This window comes from Achromobacter sp. GQ309, assembly GCF_059759315.1.
The window spans coordinates 654,605-673,195 of the sequence record NZ_JCAXDP010000003.1; the positions used below are offsets into that span (position 1 = coordinate 654,605).

Here is an 18,591-nt window from a genome sequence, read left to right on the forward strand (position 1 = left end):
TTGTAACCATGAAAAAAACGCTATTACTGGTCGACGGTTCAAGTTACTTGTACCGCGCTTTCCACGCTATGCCCGATTTGCGCAACGCGCAAGGCGAACCGACAGGTGCGCTTTACGGCGTGGTCAATATGCTGCGCAAGCTTGTATCTGACCATAAGGCAGAGTATGCCGCATGTATCTTCGATGCTCGCGGCAAGACGTTTCGGGACGATCTGTATCCGGAATACAAGTCGCACCGTCCCCCTATGCCTGAGGACCTGGCAGCACAAATCGATCCCATCCACCGCGCGGTGCGCGCTCTGGGCTGGCCTGTGCTGGCGATCGAAGGCGTCGAGGCGGATGACGTCATTGGCACGTTGGCACATCGTGCCGCGCAGCATGACGTTCACACCATCGTCTCTACGGGCGACAAGGACCTGGCGCAACTGGTCAACAGCCACGTCACGCTCGTCAACACCATGAGCGGCGAGGTCCTGGACGAAGCCGGCGTCGTGAACAAGTTTGGCGTGCCTCCCGAGCGTATCGTCGACTACCTGATGCTGGTGGGCGACACGGTCGACAACGTCCCGGGCGTCACCAAGGTCGGGCCCAAGACGGCCGCCAAATGGATTACGGAATTCGGCTCGATTGACAAGCTGATCGAAGGCGCCGATGGCATCAAGGGCGTGGCCGGCAACAACCTGCGCGAAGCCATCCCCAATTTCCCGCTGACGCGCCAACTGCTCACGGTCAAGTGCGATTGCGATCTGACCGGCCACATCGACAGCGTGGATGACCTGATGCCGCGCCCGCGCGACGACGCCACGCTGACCGAACTGTACGAACGCTACGGCTTCCGCACGTGGCTGCGCGACCTGACCGGTGATGTCGAGCGCGTGCCCACGGGCGATGCGCGCGTCGCGCACGAGGCGCCCGCCGCGCCCGCCACGCTGGATTACCGCATCATTTCCGACTGGGCCGCGTTCGACGCCTGGATGGAACTGATGCAGCAGGCATCGCTGGTTGCGCTGGACACCGAGACGACGTCGCTGGACGAGATGCAGGCCCGGCTGGTGGGCTTGTCGATGTCGGTGGCGCCCGGCGTGGCCTGCTACATCCCGGTCGCGCACCGGGGTCCCGACGGTGCGGTCCAGTTGCCCAAGGATGAAGTGCTGGCCCGTTTGAAGCCCTGGCTGGAAGACGCGGCGCGCGCCAAGCTGCTGCACCACGCCAAGTACGACACGCACGTGTTCGCCAACGAAGGCATCCGCCTGGCCGGCGCCGCTGAAGACACGATGCTGCAGGCCTACGTGCTGGAATCGCATCGCGGCGTGGGCCTGAACGATCTGGCGCAGCGTTATCTGGGACGCAGCGGCGTGTCCTACGAGGACCTCTGCGGCAAGGGCGCCAAGCAGATCGGGTTTGACGAAGTGGCGGTGGACAAGGCCGGGCATTACGCGGCCGAAGACGCCGATTTCACGCTGCAACTGCATCAGGTGCTGCGTCCGATGGTCGCTGCCGACGAAGGGCTGGAACGCATCTATCGCCTGGAAATGCAGGTGTCCGGCGTGCTGACCACCATCGAACGCAACGGCGTGAAGGTCGATGCCGCGGAACTGGGCCGCCAGAGCAACAAGCTGGGCCAGGAGATGCTGCAGCTCGAGCAAAAGGCCTATGAACTCGCCGGCCAGCCGTTCAACCTGAATTCCCCCAAGCAGCTTGGCGAAATCCTGTTCGGCCGCATGCAGCTGCCGGTGGTGCGCAAGACCGCGAGCGGCGCGCCCTCCACGGACGAGGAAGTGCTGAGCAAGCTGGCGCTGGACTATCCGCTGCCGCAGGTGTTGCTGGACTACCGCGGGCTGTCCAAGCTGAAGTCCACCTACACGGACAAGCTGCCGCGCATGATCAATCCGGCGACCGGGCGGGTGCACACGCACTATTCGCAGGCCGCCGTCATCACCGGGCGTCTGGCGTCGTCGGATCCCAACCTGCAGAACATTCCGGTCCGCACCGAGGCCGGGCGTCGGGTGCGCGAGGCGTTCATTGCCGAGCGCGGCCTGCTGTTGTCCGCAGACTATTCGCAGATCGAGTTGCGCATCATGGCGCACGTTTCGGACGACGCGAATCTGCAAAGCGCCTTCGCGGCGGGCGAAGACATCCACCGCGCCACCGCATCCGAAGTGTTCGGCGTGCCGCTGGACGCCGTGACCACCGATCAGCGCCGTGCCGCCAAGGCCATCAACTTTGGCCTGATCTACGGCATGGGCGTGTTCGGCCTGGCGTCCAACCTGGGCATCACGCGCGACGCCGCGCAGGCTTACATCGACCGCTACTTTGCGCGCTATCCCGGCGTGGCCATGTACATGGACGACACGCGGCGCCTGGCGCGCGAGCAGGGCTACGTGGAAACCGTCTTTGGACGGCGGCTGCAGTTGCCGGAAATCCGCGGCGCCTCGGGGCCGCGCAGGCAGGGCGCCGAGCGGGCGGCCATCAATGCGCCCATGCAGGGCACCGCGGCCGACCTCATCAAGATGGCCATGGTGGCGGTGCAGGACTGGCTCGACAGCGAGAAGCTGCAGACGCGCATGATCATGCAGGTGCACGACGAACTGGTGATGGAAGCGCCGGACGAGGAGCTGGAGCTGGTCAAGGAGGCGCTGCCGCGCCTGATGTGCAACGTGGCGACGCTGCGTGTGCCGCTGGTCGCGGAAGTGGGCATGGGCAAGAACTGGGAACAGGCGCACTAAAGGGACAGAGCGCCCCGGGCCGTCTTCGGACGGCCCATTTCCGGTTTTTGGATTGCAACAATATAATGTTGCGCTTCCCCCCGCCTGATCTTTTCCCCCTCCATGTTGCTGCTCTGGGTTTTGCTCGCCACCATTACCGGCGGCCTTATTGCTGTCCTCATCGCGAGCTGGCTCGCGTACAAGGTCTTTGCCAAATACCTGCATCACATGGTGAGCCTGTCGGTGGGCGTGCTGCTGTCGGTCGCGCTGCTGCACCTGCTGCCCGAAGCGTTCGAGACCGGCGTTGGCAACGCGCATGTGCTCTTCGGGCTGATGCTGGCGTCGCTAATCGGGTTCTTCGTGCTGGAGAAGATTGCGCTGCTGCGCCACAGCCATCACCACGAAGGCGACGGCCATCACCACCACAAGGGACACGACCGGCACGAGGCGGGGCGCGGCGGGATGCTCATCCTGATCGGCAGCTCGCTGCACAACCTGTGCGATGGCGTGCTGATCGCCGCGGCGTTTCTCACCGATCCGCTGTTGGGGGTGCTGACCGCGGCGTCGATCATCATCCACGAGATACCGCACAAGCTGGGCGACTTCGTCGTTCTGATCAATGCCGGCCTGCGCCGCCGCCGGGCCTTCGCGCTGATTCTCTTTACCAGCTTGTGTTCAGCGGTCGGCGGCATAATAGGCTACTTCGTGCTGCAGCAGGCGCAGGACTGGACGCCGTACATTCTGGTGGTTGCCGCCAGCAGCTTCCTGTATATCTCGGTGGCCGACCTGATGCCGCAGATGCACGAGCGGGTATCCCTGTCCGATGCCGTCCCGCAATTGCTGCTGGTCGGTGTGGGTGTGGCGCTGATCTACAGCGTGACGACCCTGATGCACCACGGGCACGACCATGGCGGCCATGACCATGGCGCGCCGCATGCGGAGCACGGCCACCAGCACTAGCGCTGGCACGGCGGTAGGGATGGCCGGCTTTCGTCGACCCCAACCAAGGAGTTCTCCATGAGTTTTTCCACCGCCGCAGGCAATGTCGCCCCCACCGTGATCCACACGGACACGCAGGGCCTCGTCCATGGGGATTTCCAGCTACCCGTCACGGGTGGCCCCATCGATGCCTACTACGCGGCGCCCGAGGGCAAGCGCGATCTGCCGATCGTGCTGGTGATCCAGGAAATCTTTGGCGTGCATGAACACATCAAGGACATCTGCCGCCGCGTCGCCAAGGCCGGCTATCTGGCCGTCGCCTGCGATCTGTATCAGCGCCAGGGCGACGCATCCTCCTACACCGACATCCCGAAGCTCATCTCCGAACTTGTCAGCAAGGTCCCGGACGAACAGGTGTTTGGCGACTTGGACGCCAGCGTCGCCTGGGCCGCCGCCAACGGCGGGGACCCACGCCGGGTGGCGGTGACGGGTTTCTGCTGGGGCGGGCGCCTGACGTGGATGTACGCCGCGCACAATCCCGACGTGAAGGCGGGCGTCGCCTGGTACGGCAAGCTCAGCGTGGGCCACGGGCCGCTCATCAAGCGCGTGGCGCTGGATGTGACGAACGAGCTGCACGGTCCCGTCCTGGGCCTGTACGGCGGGCGCGACGCCAGCATTCCGCTGTCTGATGTGGAAGCCATGAAGACGAAGCTGGCCGCCGGCAACGCTGCGGCGAAGCAGTCCGACATCGTGGTGTATCCCGAGGCCGATCATGCGTTCCTGGCGGATTACCGCGCCAGTTATCACCCGGAGGCCGCGAAGGATGGCTGGGCGCGGATGCTGGAGTGGTTCAAGCGGTATTTGTGAAGCGGGACGGGCGAGCCACGAAAGTGGCCCACCGGATGTGAGCTTCGCAGAAGAAAGCCGACCCGCGGGTCGGCTTTTTCATGCGGGGCCGCCCCCTCGGGGGGCAGCAAGCGTGCGAAGCGTGCGCGGCGTGGAGGCTATTAATTCCCCGCTTCGCGCAAACGGCTGGGCAAGAGCTCGCCGTGGCGTGCCAGCAAGGGGTACGCCGCCGCGCCTACCAGATGCGAGTTGATGCCCTTCATATCCCGCAGGATGTCCAGATACAACGCGCCGACTTCCGCCGCGTCGACCTGGCCCGACTTGATCTTCTGCAGGTGCGTGTCGGCCGCCTGGGTTTCGATCGTGCGGAAACGCGCCTTTTCGCCGGCCAGCGAACGCGCCTGGCGCAGGTCGTCGTTCACGAAAAGGGCGGCGGCGGTGCGCTGGTTGGCGATGAGCTGGCCCAGCGTGTCGTCCAGGCTGGCGCGTTGCTCGGGCGAGAACGTCCATCCCTGTTTACGCAACTTGGCGACGTGGCTGAGCAGCCCGTGATGGGCGATATCGCCAGCGTGTCCGATGTTGCTGGTGAAGGCCAGGATGTCGTCGAGCCGCTGGATGTCGTCGCGGGTCATGTTTTCCTGGTCCAGCGTCGCCAGATACGTCGTGATGGCGTTTTCCAGCTTGTCCAGCGCGCCGTCGAGCTGGCGCGCCTGCACCATGCGGTGGCGGTTGTCGCGCTTGAAGCCCGCCCGCGCGTAGAGCAGCAGCGTCTGCAGCATGTCTGCCATCCGCAGGGCTTCGCGCGCGGCGTTGCCCAGCGCCACGGCCGGCACGTCGTGCGCCCATTCGTCCAGGTATTGGGGCCGCGACGGGTCGTTCGGGTCGGCGCGTTTGGGCAGCCAGCGGGTGAGGAGGGCGGCGTACGGCGTCAGGAGCGGCAGGAAGGCCAGGGCAATGACCACATTGAACAAGGTGTGGAAGTTGGCGACCGCGCGGGCGGGGTCGCGCGCCAGGTCGCTCATCCAGGGCTGCAGGAGCGGCAGCAGCAGCAGGCCGGCCAGCACGCCCAGCACCCGTGTCAGCAAATTGCCCAGCGGCAGGCGGCGGGCGGCGGGGTCGTCGCCGGTCACGCCTTCGATCATCGGGTTGATTGCCGTGCCCAGGTTGGCGCCCAGCACCAGCGCAAATGCCACATGCGGCGCCACCATGTTGTGGCTGGCCAGCGACATCACCAGCACCACCACGGCCACGCTGGAGTGCGCCGCCCACGTGAATGCCGCGGACAGCAGCACCGCAGCGACGGGCTGGGTCGCCAGCGCGTCCAGGACCATGCCCAGCATGGGCGCGGTCTGGAAAGGGGCAAAGAGTTCGACGAGCTGGTGCAGCGACAGCAGCAACAGGCCCAGGCCGATGAAAACCCGGCCCAGGTCGCGGGTGCGGCCCGGCGGGTAGCGTCGGAACATCCAGACGCCGGCAAGGATCAGGATCGGCGCAAGCTCGGTCAGGTCGAAGGACAGCAGCTGGACGATCAGCGTGGTGCCGACGTTGGCGCCCAGCATGGCCGCCAAGGCGGGCACCAGCCCGACGACGCCGCCCGCGGCAAAGCCGGTGATCATCAGGCCGGTGGCGGTGCTGCTCTGCAATGCGGCCGTGATGCCCAGGCCGGCAAAGAATGCCCGCAGCCGCGTGCCAAGGGCGCGTCCCAGCGCCGCGCCCAGTGCCGCACCAAACGCGCGTTGGACGCCCGTTTGCACCATGTGCACGCCCCAAAGCAGCAGCGCCACGTAGCCGGCGAAGTCAAGCAGGGTAATGAGTCCAGACATCCAGGCGTTTTTCCGTTCTTTTTATGACAAGTAATAATTCTGTAATGATCGCATGCCCCGCCGGGCTTTGACACCCGGCGCGAAGATACAGGATACGCCCGGCGGGGCTTTGCTGCGTGCGCCCGGGGCTACGCGTATCATTGCCTGATCATTTGTGGATGTCTTGGAGTTTGGCGTGGCCGTTTCCGTTTTCGATCTGTTCAAGGTGGGTATCGGCCCGTCAAGTTCCCACACCGTGGGTCCGATGCGGGCGGCGCTGCTGTTCGCCCAGGGCCTGGAGCGTGACGGCCTGATTCCGCGGGTCGCCAGCGTGCGGGCCGAACTGTACGGATCGTTGGGCGCCACCGGCAAGGGCCACGGCACCGACAAGGGCGTGCTGCTGGGCCTGATGGGCGAGGCGCCCGACACCGTCGATCCGGCTGCCATCGCCGGCATGGTCGCGTCCGTGCGCGCCAGCCGCCAACTGCCGTTGCTGGGCAAGTACCCGCTTCCCTTCGTGGAAAAGGAACACCTGATGTTCTACCGCCGAGAAGCCATGGCCGAGCACCCCAACGGCATGAAGTTCCACGCCTTCGACGCCGACGGCCAGAGCCTGCGCGAGGCGCGCTACCTGTCGGTGGGCGGTGGCTTCGTCGTCACGGCGGGCGCGTCCAACAGCCAGGTCATCGCCGCGCACGACCAGTTGCCGTACCCGTTCCGCATGGGACGCGAGCTCTTGGCCATGTGCCAGGAAAACGGCATGACCGTCGCGCAGATCATGATGCAGAACGAGCTGACCTGGCGCGAAACCTCGGAAGTCAATGCCGGTCTGGACCGGATCTGGCAGGTGATGCAGGACTGCGTGGCGCGCGGCTGTGGCATCAACTATCCGGAGGCGGACGGCGAGCTGCCCGGTCCGCTGCGCGTGCGCCGCCGTGCCCCGGAGCTGTACCGCAATCTCACGCAGCGCGCCGAGCGCACGCTGTCCGACCCGCTGTCCGTCATGGACTGGGTGAACCTGTACGCGATGGCCGTCAACGAAGAGAACGCCGCGGGCGGCCGCGTGGTCACCGCGCCGACCAACGGCGCGGCGGGCATCATCCCGGCGGTGCTGCACTATTACGATCGCTTCGTGCCGGGCGCCAACCGCGATGGCGTGCGCGACTTCCTGCTGACCGCGGCCGCGATCGGGCTGCTGTACAAGTACAACGCGTCGCTGTCGGGCGCGGAAGTGGGCTGTCAGGGCGAAGTTGGCGTGGCCTGTTCCATGGCGGCCGGCGGATTGGCGGCGGCGCTGGGCGGGTCGGTGGAGCAGGTGGAAAATGCGGCCGAGATCGGCATGGAGCACAACCTGGGCCTGACCTGCGACCCGGTCGGCGGACTGGTGCAGATTCCCTGTATCGAGCGCAACGCCATGGCCTCGGTCAAGGCCGTCAACGCCGCCCGCATGGCGCTGCGCGGCGACGGCCAGCATTATGTGTCGCTGGACTCGGTCATCAAGACCATGCGCGAAACCGGCGCCGACATGAAGACCAAGTACAAGGAAACGGCGCGGGGCGGCTTGGCGGTGAATATCGTCGAGTGCTGAGCGCGGCCTGGGTGGCGGCCTCCCATCCACGCACTTGTGCTTGATACGTACGCGAAAAAGCCCGCCGAAGCGGGCTTTTTTGCGGCCAAGGGCCGGGGCCGATCAGATCACGCGCGCATTCTGCAGCGCGGCGATGCGGGCCGGGATCGGCGGGTGCGAGGCGAACATGGCTGCCAGGCCGCCCTTGCCGGTGATGCCGGACGCTTCGAAGGACTTGGGCAGTTCGCCCGGTTCCAGGCCGCCCAGGCGGGCAAGCGCGCGGATCATCGGTTCGCGGGCGCCCATCAGGTGGGCCGAGCCGGCGTCGGCGCGGTATTCGCGCTGGCGCGAGAACCAGGCCACGATGATCGAGGCCAGGACGCCGAAGATGATTTCACAGACCAGCACCGTGACGAAGTAGCCCGGGCCGATGCCGCGTTCGTTCTTGAACACGACGCGGTCGATGAAGTAGCCGACCACGCGCGCCAGGAAGATGACGAAGGTGTTCACCACGCCCTGGATCAGGGTCAGGGTGACCATGTCGCCGTTGGCGATGTGCGCGACTTCGTGCGCCAGCACGGCTGCGACTTCCTCTTCGGACATGCTTTCCAGGAGGCCCGTCGAGACGGCGACCAGCGAGTCGTTCTTGAACGCGCCGGTGGCAAACGCGTTGGGGGCGCCTTCGTAGATGGCGACTTCGGGGCGGCCGATGCCGGCGCGGTCGGCCAGTTGGTGGACCGTGTCGACCAGCCAGGCTTCCCGCTGGTTGCGGGGCGCGTTGGGATCCAGCACTTGCGCGCCGGTGCTCCACTTGGCCATCGGCTTGCTCATGAGGAGCGAAATGATGGCGCCGGTGAAGCCGACCACGACCGAGAAGATCAGGAGCGCGTTGAAGTTGATCCCGTTGGCCGTGATGACACGGTCCACGCCCAGGATGCGCAGCGTGGCCGACAGCACGAGCATGACGGCCAGGTTGGTGATGACGAACAGAACAATGCGTTTCATGTTTTTTTATTCCTCTGCGAGCGGCAAATACCCGGATTTCGACATCGCGGGGCCTCGCCAGTTCCCCGACTCGCCGGCTCCGCTCCGGGTGACGGAGAGTATAGTATCGCTTTCCCTTATTCCATCCCCCCTTTTCCCTTAGCGTAGACCCGCATGCAGGCACTTTGGATGTTGGTGGCGTCCGCCATGTTCGCCATCATGGGGTCGTTCGTGAAGCTCGGCACCGAACACGGCGCGTCGCTGCCGCAGGTCGTGCTCTTTCGCGGCCTGCCGTCGGTGATCCTGCTGCTGATCTGGGCGCGCGCCGGCCGCCAGTCCATCATTCCCACGAGCTGGAAGCTGCACATCTGGCGCAATCTGTCCGGCGTCACATCGATGTGGCTGGGCTTTTTTGCCATCTCCCATCTGCCTTTGGCCACGGCCACCAGCCTGAACTACACGGCGCCGCTGTTCATCGCCTGTTGGATGCTGGGGTGGGGCGGGGCGCAGCGCGATCCGGTGCGGATCCTGGCCGTGGCGCTGGGGTTCATGGGCGTGATTGCCGTGCTGCGGCCGAGTATCAACGAAGACCAGTGGCTTGCCGCCCTGCTCGGCATGGGGGCGGGCGCCATGTCCGCCATCGCAATGATGCAGATCCGCCAGCTGGGCCGCATCGGCGAACCCGAATGGCGCACGGTGCTGTTCTTCTCGGTCGCGGTGTGCGCGTCCAGCGGCGCCGGACTGGCGTTTGAAGGCTGGGGCTATGCGGACTGGACCGGTTATCTTTCGCTGCTGGGCGTGGGCGTCGCGGGGCTGTTTGGCCAGTTGGCCATGACCCGGGCGTTCGGCATGGGGTCGGCGCTGCTGACCGCCGCCCTGCAGTACAGCACCATCATTTTTGCGGCGCTGATCGGCATGGGCTTCTGGGGCGACCATCTGGACGTCGTGGCCTGGGCCGGCATGGGCCTCATCATCTTCGCGGGCCTGCTGTCGGTGTGGCGCACCATGCGCGATCCCAAGCCGGTCTGAACCCAGCATCCGCCGAATTCCACAGGAGCCCCCTCGCATGACGACGACCCTGATCTCCGCCGCTGACCTGGCCGCGCGTTTGGATACGCCCGACGTGCGCGTGTTCGACGTGCGCCACGATTTGACCAACCACGCGGCGGGCCGCCAGGCCTATGACGCGGGCCACATTCCCGGCGCCCGCTACCTGGATCATGAAACCGAGCTGGCCGCCGCGAAGACGGGCGAGAACGGCCGCCATCCGCTGCCGGACCGCGCCCAGTTCGGCGCGCTGATGGCCGCCCACGGCGTGACCCCCGGCACGCTGGTCGTGGCGTACGACGCCAGCGGCGGCATGTATGCGGCGCATCTGTGGTGGATGCTGCGGTGGCTGGGCCATGACCAGGTCGCCGTGCTGGACGGCGGATGGCAAGCCTGGACGGCCGCTGGCCTGCCCGTCAGCCATGACGCGGCGCCCGCCGTGCAGCCGGGCAAGCCGGTCGAGCCAGGCGCACCGCTGGCCGGCACGGTGGATGCCCAGACGGTGCTGGCCAACATCGCCCAGCCGGCCTTCACCGTGATCGACGCGCGCGCCGCCAATCGCTATCGCGGCGAAGTGGAACCGATGGACCCGGTGGCCGGCCATATCCCCGGCGCGCTGAACCGCCCGAACGGCGAAAATCTGCAGCCGGACGGCCGCTTCAAGTCAGCCGACGCGCTGCGCGCGGAATTCGGGGCGCTTCTGGCGGGGCGCGATCCGGCGTCCATCGTCCACCAGTGCGGCTCGGGCATCACCGCCTGCCACAACCTGCTGTCGATGGAAATCGCCGGCCTGTCCGGTTCCCGCCTGTATCCGGGTTCCTGGAGCGAATGGTGCAGCGATCCCGCCCGGCCGGTGGCCAAGGGCGAATGAACGACAAAAAGCCAGGGCCTATACCCTGGCTTTTTTCATGGTCGCGGGCGGGCAGTTACCAGACCGCGGCCAGCTTGACGCGTCCGGACACGCTTTCGGCGATTTCCAGGAAGTGATCGAGCGGCGGCGTGGCCAGCCCCGGCACCTTGGCCATGTCGTCCCACCGCCGCAGGCGGATCGCATCGGGCGCGCCGGGCATGCTGGCGAAGTCCACCGCCTGGCCGGCGTCGAAACTGCCACCCTGCAGTGCCAGGCTGCGGCGGGAATCCTCGGATAGCCTCGCTTCGTACTGCGGTTCGACATAGCAGAGGTAGCGCTTGGCCTCGACGTGCAGGCGGATGGGATCCAGCACGGCGGCGCTGAACAAGCCGCGCAGGAAGGGCAGCACGAAATACTGATGCTTGTCGTCGATGCCGCGCAGCGTCGGCGTGCCGGGCCGATCGGCGATCAGGTGGCCCAGGTCATGCAGCAGGCTCGCCGTGATGAGATGGGCGTTGGCGCCGTTCTGTTCGGCCAGCGTCGCCGTCTGCAGCGCGTGCCGCAGATGGCTGACGGATTCGCCATGATAGGAACGGTGCCCGCGTTCCAGGAAAAGCTGTTCGATATCCTGCAGGGTCAAGGCCATGGTTGTCTCCTGAGTGGCCGCAAGGGGAAGAGGCGGGCAGTGACCGCAACGGTCAGCCGGCTGCCGGCGCCATCTCCAGAAAGCGCGCGATAAGCTGCACCGGTTGGCGCTCGCGCAGGCAGTACAGGTACTCATTCATCACGATGCCGGCGTCTTCGATGTCGAGGGCCGCCAGATCGGGGTGGGACGGGATTTCGCGCGACGGGATCAGGCTGATGCCCAGTTCGCACAGGATGGCTTGGCGGATCGACTCGCGGCTGCCGATTTCCAGCGTGCGGCGCACGGTGACGCCGGCGGCTTGCAGCGCCTCTTCCGTCAGGTGGCGCGTCATGGAACCCGGCTCGCGCAGCAGCAGCGCATAATCCGCCAGATCGGCAAGGCGCACCTGCCCGCGCCGGGCCAGCGGATGTGTCCGGTGCACCACCACGCGGATCGGGTCCGCGGCGATCTTGCGCCGGTACAGATGCTTGTCATCCATCAGAAAGGAAGACGTGGCAATCTCGATGCGGTAATCCTGCAGCGCCCGGAGCATCGACTGCGAATTGCCGATCGTGACGGTCAGGTCGATGCCGGGATAGCGCTGGTTGTAGCGCCGCACGGTGTCCATGATGTAGTACGGGCCGGTCGCGCCGATGCGCAGGTTGCCCTCGCGCAGATCGCTCGCGTCGCGCAGCCGGAAGTCGATCTCGGTCTCCTGCTGCACCAGCTTCTCGACCATCGGCATCAGGTTCTGCCCGGCGTCCGACAGCCGCATGCCGCGCCCCTGCCGGTGGAACAGTTCGATGCCGTAGCGCGATTCGAGCTGACGCAACTGCCCGGTCACCGTGGGCTGGCTCACGCCCAGTTGGGCGGCGGCCTTGGTGACGGTTCCGCAGCGGGCCACGGCATAGAAGGATTTGAGTTCGGCGACGAGCACGATCGGGGGCGAGGATTGGACGCAATGCGCAAGACCGCCAGTACACCAAAATAATTTGATGTTTTTATTACTGCATTTGCGCGAAGTGTCATAAACGCTCAATACGCCGATTCCATACTGCCTTCGTTCCCAGACCGGAGGCCTCATGCCCCAACGCGATACCGCCTTTCTCTCCGTGCAGAATCTCGTCAAGCGATTCGGCACCCACACGGCGCTGGCCGATGTGTCGCTGGATATCCGCGCCGGAGAGCTGGTGTGTCTGCTGGGGCCGTCGGGTTGCGGCAAGACGACGCTGCTGCGCGCGATTGCCGGGCTGGAGCGCCAAGACAGCGGCACCATCGTGCTGTCGGGCCGCGACATCTCCCATGCCGAGCCGCAGGCGCGCGACTACGGGATCCTGTTCCAGTCGTATGCGCTGTTTCCGAACCTGACCGTGGCCCAGAACGTGGCTTACGGCTTGAGCGGCAAGCGCGCCCACCGCAGCCACGTCGCCAGCCGCGTCGAGGAAATGCTGACGCTGGTGGGTCTGGCGGGCGCGTCGAACAAATATCCCGGCCAGATCTCGGGCGGCCAGCAGCAGCGCGTGGCGCTGGCGCGCGCGTTGGCGCCGTCGCCGTCCCTGCTGTTGCTGGACGAACCCATGTCCGCGCTGGATGCGCGGGTGCGTGAACACCTGCGCATCGAACTGCGTGCGCTGCAAAAGCGCCTGTCCATCACCACGCTCATGGTGACGCATGACCAGGAAGAGGCCATGGTGATGGCCGACCGCATCGCCGTGATGAACGGCGGCGTCATCGAACAGTACGGCACGCCGCGCGAACTGTATCGTCAGCCCGGATCGGCCTTCATCGCCGATTTCGTGGGCGAGGCCAACTGGCTGCCGTTCGAACGCATCGACACCCACCGCGCCCGCGTGGGCCGCCAGGAGCTGGCCGTGGACGCCGCGCTGGACGCTGGCTCGGGCAAGCTTTTCGTGCGGCCCGAGGCCGTGCGCGTTTCCATGGCCAAGCCGGAAGCGCCGAACGCCATGCTGGCCGACGTGCTGGATGGCGTGTTTCTGGGCCGCAATTATCGTCTCGCCCTGCGTCTGGAAGGCGTGCCCGGCGCCACGGTCCATTCCATCGTGTCCCCTGAAACCGGAGACGCCCTGTTGGGCGCTCACGCTGCCGGCCGCTGCTGGGTGGAGCTGCCGCGCCATGCGATACGCGCCTACGCTTGATCCGGTCGTGAACAATTCCCGCGCCATCGGCCAGCCCGCTGCGGTTTCCGCTGCGCCCGCGGTTCCCGCATCCGCGCCGCTGCCCGCCTTGGGACGCCGCCCGTTGCCCGCGTGGGTCGGCGCGCTGGGCCTGGCGCTGGGGCAGGGCGGCCTGGCGCTTGGCCTTCTGCTTTTCCTGGCGTTGCCCTTGGCGGCGATCCTGCTCAAATCGGTCACGGACGCTGACGGCGGCTGGGCGGGCCTGTCGGTCATCGCCAGCATCATCGGCGCCGACGGCTTCATGGACATGGTTGGGCGCAGCCTGGCGGTGGGCGTCGTGACGACCCTGCTGGTGGTGCCGTGCGCGTACGGTTTTGCCTATGGCCTCACCCGCACCCGCCTGCCGGGCAAGGGCCTGCTGCGCACGATCGCGCTGCTGCCGCTGCTGGCGCCGTCGCTGCTGCCCGGCATTGCGCTGGTCTACCTGCTTGGCAATCAGGGCCTGCTCAAGGGCCTGACCGGCGGCGCCACCATCTACGGCTTCTGGGGCATCGTCGTCGGCGAGGCCTTCTACACGTTTCCGCATGCGCTCATGATTTTGCTGACCGGCCTGGCGCTGGCAGATGGGCGTCTGTATGACGCCGCACGCGCCATGGGCGCGGGGCCGTGGCGCACCTTCATGACGGTCACGCTGCCCGGCACGCGCTATGCGGTGTTCTCGGCCTGCTGCGTGGTGTTCACGCTGACCGTCACGGACTTCGGCGTGCCCAAGGTGGTGGGCGGCGATTACAACGTGCTGGCGATGGAAGCCTATAAGGCGGTGGTGGGGCAGCAGAATTTTCCGAAGGGGGCGGCGATTGGCATCCTGCTCCTGCTGCCGGCGCTGCTGACCTTCGTGCTGGACCGCCGCTTGCGTGCCCGTCAGGGCGCCCAGATGAGCGGCCGCGCGCAGCCTTACGCGGCCAGCGTGAACGGCCGCCGCGACGCGGCGTTCCTGGCGCTGGCGGGCGTGATGGCGGCCTTCCTGCTGCTGATCATCGGCGTGGCGGTCTGGGCCTCGTTCGTGAAGATGTGGCCGTACAACCTGTCGATGTCGCTGCGTTCGTACGACTTCGACAACATGGACGGCGGCGGCTGGCTCGCCTGGCGCAACAGCCTGCAACTCGCGTTCTGCACCGCGCTCGTCGGAACCCTGGTGGTCTTTGTCGGCGCGTGGATGATGGAGAAGGTGCCGGCCCGCAGCACGATGGCGCGCGGCCTGCGCGGCATGGCCGGCATGCTGGCGCTGATGCCGATGGCCGTGCCGGGACTGGTGCTGGGCCTGGGCTACATCTTCTTCTTCAACAGCGTGTCGAACCCGCTGAACGTGCTGTACGGCACGATGCCGCTGCTCGTGCTGTGCACGGTGGTGCACTTCTATACCAGCGCCCACCTGACGGCCGCCACCGCGCTCAATGCGCTGGACCCGGAGTTCGAGGCCGCCTCCGCATCGCTGAAGGTGCCGCGTCTGACGACCTTTTTGCGCGTGACGCTGCCGATGTGCCTGCCCGCGGCGCTGGACGTGGCCCGCTACCTGTTCGTGTCCGCCATGACGACCGTGTCGGCGGTGGTGTTTCTGTACAGCCCGTCCACGGTGCTGGCCGCCGTTGCCGTGCTGAACATGGACGACGCCGGCTTCATCGGCCCGGCCGCCGCCATGTGCACGGTCATCATGGCCAGTTCCGCCGTCGCCGCGCTGGTCCTGCACCTGGCGAGCCGCGCCCTGGTGGCGCGCACCCAGGCCTGGCGGCGCCCGGCGTCCCGCTGACCGATTATTTTTCCAGGATGACTTTCATGACTGCTCAACCTTTGCCCGTCCGTCTAGAAGCGGTGATCTTCGACTGGGCCGGCACGCTGGTCGACTTCGGTTCCTTTGCCCCCACCAAGGTGTTCGTGGATGCGTTTGCGCAGTTCGGCATGGACGTGTCGCTGAAAGAAGCGCGCGGCCCGATGGGCATGGGCAAGTGGGATCACATCCGCACGCTGTGCGACCAGCCCGCCATTGCCAGCCAGTACCAGGCCCGCTTCGGCCGCCTGCCGAGCGACGACGACGTCACCGCCATCTACGAGCGTTTTCTGCCGATGCAGCTGGAAAAAGTGGCGCAGTACTCGGCCGCCATTCCGGGCGCCGCGGACGTGATGCGCGCCTTGCGCGCGCGCGGACTGAAGATCGGATCGTGCTCCGGCTATCCCGCCAGCGTGATGGGCCGCGTGGTCGAACGCGCCGCCACCGAGGACCTGACGCCCGACTGCATCGTCGCCAGCGATGAAGTGCCGCGCGCGCGTCCCGCGCCCGCCATGGCCTTGAAGAATGTGGTGGAACTGGGGCTGTCCGACGTGGCCGGCTGCATCAAGGTCGACGACACCGCGCCCGGCATCGAAGAGGGCCGCCGCGCGGGCATGTGGACCGTGGGGCTGCTGCTGTCCGGCAACGCTGCGGGCCTGACGCTGGATGAGTACAAGGGCCTTTCCGAACCCGCCCGCGACGCGGCACGCGATGCCGCCCGCGCTGAGCTGGATCCGGCCGGCCCGCACTACCTGATCGACACGGTGGCCGACCTGCCGGCCGTGGTCGACGACATCGAAGCCCGACTGTCGCGAGGCGACCGCCCCTGAACTAGACGCTGCCGCCCGGCGTCCCGGGCCATCCATAGACCTTTGACTCACCACGATCCGCAGCCGGCAGCCGCCGGCCGTGGGGACCTCGTTCACCCTGCTTTTCCGCTCACTCACGGAGTTGTTCATGAATCGCTACAAGCTGCTTGCACTGGCCGCCGCCCTGACGGGCGTGATGGGCGCCGCCTCGGCCGAGACCACGCTGACCGTCTACACGGCGCTGGAAGCCGACCAGATCAAGGCCTATCAGGCCGCCTTCGAAAAGACCAACCCCGACATCAAGATCCAGTGGGTGCGCGACTCCACCGGCATCATCGCCGCCAAGCTGCTGGCCGAAAAGAACAACCCCAAGGCCGACGTGATCTGGGGTCTGGCCGGCACGGCGCTGGGCCTGATGGACAAGGAAGGCATGCTGCAGCCCTACGCCCCGAAGGGCCTGGACCAGATCGCCGCCAACATGCGCGACGCCAAGGCCGAACCGGCCTGGGTCGGCATGGACGGCTACGCCGCCGCCATCTGCTTCAACACGATCGAAGCCGAAAAGCAGAAGCTGCCCAAGCCCACGTCGTGGCAGGACCTGACCAAGCCGGTGTACGCCGGCAAGATCGTCATGCCGAACCCGGCCTCGTCCGGCACGGGCTTCCTGGACGTCAGCGCCTGGCTGCAGATCTTCGGTGAAGAAAAGGGCTGGGCCTATATGGACGCCCTGCACAAGAACATCGGCTCGTACACGCACTCGGGTTCCAAGCCGTGCAACATGGCTGCCGCCGGGGAATTCCCGATCGGCATCTCGTTCGACTACCGCGCCGCCAAGCTGAAGGCCGACGGCGCGCCGGTCGAAGCCGTGTTCCCGTCGGAAGGCCTGGGCTGGGAAGTCGAAGCCACCGCCATCATGAAGGGCACCAAGAACCTCGACGCCGCCCGCAAGCTGGCTGACTTCTCGGCAAGCCGCGAAGCCAACGAGCTGTACAAGGCCAACTTCGCGGTGCTGGCGATCCCGTCGATCGCGACCGCCAATCCGAACCTGCCGGCCGATCTGACCTCGCGCATGATCAAGAACGACTTCACGTGGGCCGCAACGAACCGCGACCGCATCATTGCCGAGTGGACGAAGCGCTACGACGGCAAGTCCGAGCCGAAGAAGAAGTAATTCCTGACCCATGGCGGCGGCAGCGCGCCGCCGCGCATCGGGAGACCCGCGGGGGTCTCCCCGACATTCCTCTCGCAGTAGTTCAAAAATGAAGACTTACGACGTAATCGTGGTGGGCGCGGGCATGCTCGGCATCGCGCATGCCTGGGCGGCCGCCAAGCGCGGCCTGTCCGTGGCCGTCATCGAGCGCAGCCGCCAGGCGCACGGCGCGACGATCCGCAACTTCGGTCAGGTCATCGTGACGGGCCAGGCGCCCGGCACGATGCTGTCGCACGCGCAGCAGTCCCGCGAGCTGTGGCTCGATCTGGCGGACAAGGCGGGTTTTCATGTGCGTGCCAATGGCGCGCTGGTGCTGGCGCGCAATGCCGACGAGGCCGACGTGTTGCGGGAATTCGCGGACATGCGGCTGCGGCAGGAAGGTTACCGTGCCGACCTGCTGTCGGCTCGCGAGGTGGGGGCGCTGTACAACGGCCAGTTGGCCCACCACTGCCTGGCGCTGCGCGGCCACGATGACCTGCAGATCTATTCGCGCGAGGCGCTGCCGGCCATCACGCACTATCTGCAGTCCTCGCTGGGCATCGACTTCATCACGGGAACCCTGGCGCGCGCCGTGGAAAACGGCGAAGTCAGCACCTCGGCGGGCGACTTCAAGGCGTCGCATGTGTTCGTGTGTCCCGGCCACGATTACCTGACCCTGTTGCCCGAACAGTTCGCGCCGCTGAACCTGGAGGTCACGCGCCTGCAGATGCTGCGTGCGGTGTTCGACGGCGCGCCCATCGCGCTGGACCGGCCGCTGCTCACCGGCCTGTCCTGCGTGCATTACGGCGCGTTCTCGGACCTGCCGACGGCGCAGACGCTGCGCGGCGTGATTCAGGCGCGTACGCCGATGCTGCTGGAAAACGGCATCCACCTGCTGATCAGTCCCACGCCGTACGGCGAACTGATCATCGGCGACTCGCACCAGTACGGGCAGGACGCATTGCCATTCAACGACGAAGCCGTCGACAACGCCATGCTGGATCTGGCCGCGCAGGCGCTGGGCGCGCGGCTGCGCGTGGTCGAGCGGTGGCAAGGCGTCTACGGCGCGCACGGACCGGCGCCGTTTTCCGTGATGCCGGTGGACGCGGCCACCACGGTGGCGGTCATGCACTCTGGCGTCGGCATGACGGTGGGGTTGGCGATCGGCGAACGGACGGTGGCGGGCGTTATTGGACGTTAAACTCGGACGCTGAACCGCACAACGCCGCTGGACAAAAAAAGGGCCTTGCGATCCGTAAAGGATGTCG

At 66.5% G+C, this 18,591-nt stretch carries 15 protein-coding genes; 11 read left to right on the plus strand and 4 right to left on the minus strand.

Annotated elements, in window-relative coordinates:
• Positions 1–8: 8 nt before the first annotated feature.
• The 3 genes from polA to AC6CIE_RS12380 all read left to right on the plus strand — a co-directional run bounded on the left by polA (position 9) and on the right by AC6CIE_RS12380 (position 4,511).
• Positions 9–2,726, plus strand: a complete 2,718-nt coding sequence (gene polA / locus AC6CIE_RS12370) for a DNA polymerase I (protein WP_239212403.1) — start codon at positions 9–11, stop codon at positions 2,724–2,726.
• A gap of 102 nt (positions 2,727–2,828) precedes the next feature.
• Positions 2,829–3,665, plus strand: coding sequence for a ZIP family metal transporter (locus AC6CIE_RS12375; protein ID WP_175124682.1), 837 nt, complete (start codon positions 2,829–2,831; stop codon positions 3,663–3,665).
• Between the two features lie 57 nt (positions 3,666–3,722).
• Positions 3,723–4,511 (plus strand): dienelactone hydrolase family protein, encoded by a 789-nt coding sequence (locus AC6CIE_RS12380; RefSeq protein ID WP_175124681.1) that lies wholly within the window; start codon positions 3,723–3,725, stop codon positions 4,509–4,511.
• 140 nt (positions 4,512–4,651) lie between these two features.
• Here AC6CIE_RS12380 and AC6CIE_RS12385 read toward each other — a convergent pair whose 3' ends face one another.
• Positions 4,652–6,313 carry a Na/Pi cotransporter family protein gene (locus AC6CIE_RS12385; protein WP_175124680.1) on the minus strand — a complete coding sequence of 554 codons (1,662 nt, stop codon included), beginning with the start codon at positions 6,311–6,313 and terminating at the stop codon, positions 4,652–4,654.
• 175 nt (positions 6,314–6,488) lie between these two features.
• On the opposite strand from AC6CIE_RS12385, the gene AC6CIE_RS12390 reads away from it, so the two are divergent.
• The gene (locus tag AC6CIE_RS12390) at positions 6,489–7,880 is read left to right on the plus strand and encodes an L-serine ammonia-lyase (protein WP_498092311.1); all 1,392 of its coding nucleotides are present in this window, start codon (positions 6,489–6,491) and stop codon (positions 7,878–7,880) included.
• A 102-nt stretch (positions 7,881–7,982) separates the two neighbouring features.
• On the opposite strand, the gene htpX is transcribed toward AC6CIE_RS12390, so the two are convergent.
• Positions 7,983–8,864 carry a protease HtpX gene (htpX, locus tag AC6CIE_RS12395; RefSeq protein ID WP_056567464.1) on the minus strand — a complete coding sequence of 294 codons (882 nt, stop codon included), beginning with the start codon at positions 8,862–8,864 and terminating at the stop codon, positions 7,983–7,985.
• A gap of 153 nt (positions 8,865–9,017) precedes the next feature.
• Here htpX and AC6CIE_RS12400 point away from each other — a divergent pair, with 153 nt between their 5' ends.
• Both AC6CIE_RS12400 and AC6CIE_RS12405 read left to right on the plus strand, forming a co-directional pair.
• On the plus strand, positions 9,018–9,872 hold the full coding sequence (locus AC6CIE_RS12400) for a DMT family transporter (protein ID WP_175124678.1): 855 nt from the start codon (positions 9,018–9,020) through the stop codon (positions 9,870–9,872).
• 37 nt (positions 9,873–9,909) lie between these two features.
• Positions 9,910–10,761 (plus strand): sulfurtransferase, encoded by an 852-nt coding sequence (locus tag AC6CIE_RS12405; protein ID WP_498092312.1) that lies wholly within the window; start codon positions 9,910–9,912, stop codon positions 10,759–10,761.
• 55 nt (positions 10,762–10,816) lie between these two features.
• On the opposite strand, the gene AC6CIE_RS12410 is transcribed toward AC6CIE_RS12405, so the two are convergent.
• Positions 10,817–11,386: a phosphonate degradation HD-domain oxygenase gene (locus tag AC6CIE_RS12410; protein ID WP_498092313.1), complete on the minus strand. Its 570-nt coding sequence runs from the start codon at positions 11,384–11,386 to the stop codon at positions 10,817–10,819.
• 52 nt (positions 11,387–11,438) lie between these two features.
• A complete protein-coding gene (locus tag AC6CIE_RS12415; RefSeq protein ID WP_175124675.1) occupies positions 11,439–12,302 on the minus strand; it encodes a LysR family transcriptional regulator in 864 nt (287 codons plus the stop codon).
• 145 nt (positions 12,303–12,447) lie between these two features.
• Between AC6CIE_RS12415 and AC6CIE_RS12420 the strand changes: the two genes are divergently transcribed.
• The 5 genes from AC6CIE_RS12420 to AC6CIE_RS12440 all read left to right on the plus strand — a co-directional run bounded on the left by AC6CIE_RS12420 (position 12,448) and on the right by AC6CIE_RS12440 (position 18,524).
• Positions 12,448–13,521, plus strand: a complete 1,074-nt coding sequence (locus AC6CIE_RS12420; protein WP_498092314.1) for a putative 2-aminoethylphosphonate ABC transporter ATP-binding protein — start codon at positions 12,448–12,450, stop codon at positions 13,519–13,521.
• Positions 13,499–15,307 (plus strand): putative 2-aminoethylphosphonate ABC transporter permease subunit, encoded by a 1,809-nt coding sequence (locus AC6CIE_RS12425; RefSeq protein ID WP_498092315.1) that lies wholly within the window; start codon positions 13,499–13,501, stop codon positions 15,305–15,307. The genes AC6CIE_RS12420 and AC6CIE_RS12425 overlap by 23 nt, the downstream gene beginning before the upstream one ends.
• A 17-nt stretch (positions 15,308–15,324) precedes the next feature.
• Positions 15,325–16,155 (plus strand): phosphonoacetaldehyde hydrolase, encoded by an 831-nt coding sequence (gene phnX, locus AC6CIE_RS12430; RefSeq protein ID WP_498092316.1) that lies wholly within the window; start codon positions 15,325–15,327, stop codon positions 16,153–16,155.
• 127 nt (positions 16,156–16,282) lie between these two features.
• Positions 16,283–17,305: a putative 2-aminoethylphosphonate ABC transporter substrate-binding protein gene (locus AC6CIE_RS12435; protein ID WP_498092317.1), complete on the plus strand. Its 1,023-nt coding sequence runs from the start codon at positions 16,283–16,285 to the stop codon at positions 17,303–17,305.
• An 88-nt stretch (positions 17,306–17,393) separates the two neighbouring features.
• Positions 17,394–18,524: a TIGR03364 family FAD-dependent oxidoreductase gene (locus AC6CIE_RS12440; protein ID WP_498092318.1), complete on the plus strand. Its 1,131-nt coding sequence runs from the start codon at positions 17,394–17,396 to the stop codon at positions 18,522–18,524.
• Positions 18,525–18,591 lie beyond the last annotated feature (67 nt).

Bases quoted from the DNA above. Each gene is read 5' to 3' on its own strand.
- polA (WP_239212403.1), top strand. From the start codon at position 9: ATGAAAAAAACGCTATTACTGGTCGACGGTTCAAGTTACTTGTACCGC.
- AC6CIE_RS12375 (WP_175124682.1), top strand. From the start codon at position 2,829: ATGTTGCTGCTCTGGGTTTTGCTCGCCACCATTACCGGCGGCCTTATT.
- AC6CIE_RS12380 (WP_175124681.1), top strand. From the start codon at position 3,723: ATGAGTTTTTCCACCGCCGCAGGCAATGTCGCCCCCACCGTGATCCAC.
- AC6CIE_RS12385 (WP_175124680.1), bottom strand. From the start codon at position 6,313: ATGTCTGGACTCATTACCCTGCTTGACTTCGCCGGCTACGTGGCGCTG.
- htpX (WP_056567464.1), bottom strand. From the start codon at position 8,864: ATGAAACGCATTGTTCTGTTCGTCATCACCAACCTGGCCGTCATGCTC.
- AC6CIE_RS12400 (WP_175124678.1), top strand. From the start codon at position 9,018: ATGCAGGCACTTTGGATGTTGGTGGCGTCCGCCATGTTCGCCATCATG.
- AC6CIE_RS12405 (WP_498092312.1), top strand. From the start codon at position 9,910: ATGACGACGACCCTGATCTCCGCCGCTGACCTGGCCGCGCGTTTGGAT.
- AC6CIE_RS12410 (WP_498092313.1), bottom strand. From the start codon at position 11,386: ATGGCCTTGACCCTGCAGGATATCGAACAGCTTTTCCTGGAACGCGGG.
- AC6CIE_RS12420 (WP_498092314.1), top strand. From the start codon at position 12,448: ATGCCCCAACGCGATACCGCCTTTCTCTCCGTGCAGAATCTCGTCAAG.
- AC6CIE_RS12425 (WP_498092315.1), top strand. From the start codon at position 13,499: ATGCGATACGCGCCTACGCTTGATCCGGTCGTGAACAATTCCCGCGCC.
- phnX (WP_498092316.1), top strand. From the start codon at position 15,325: ATGACTTTCATGACTGCTCAACCTTTGCCCGTCCGTCTAGAAGCGGTG.
- AC6CIE_RS12435 (WP_498092317.1), top strand. From the start codon at position 16,283: ATGAATCGCTACAAGCTGCTTGCACTGGCCGCCGCCCTGACGGGCGTG.
- AC6CIE_RS12440 (WP_498092318.1), top strand. From the start codon at position 17,394: ATGAAGACTTACGACGTAATCGTGGTGGGCGCGGGCATGCTCGGCATC.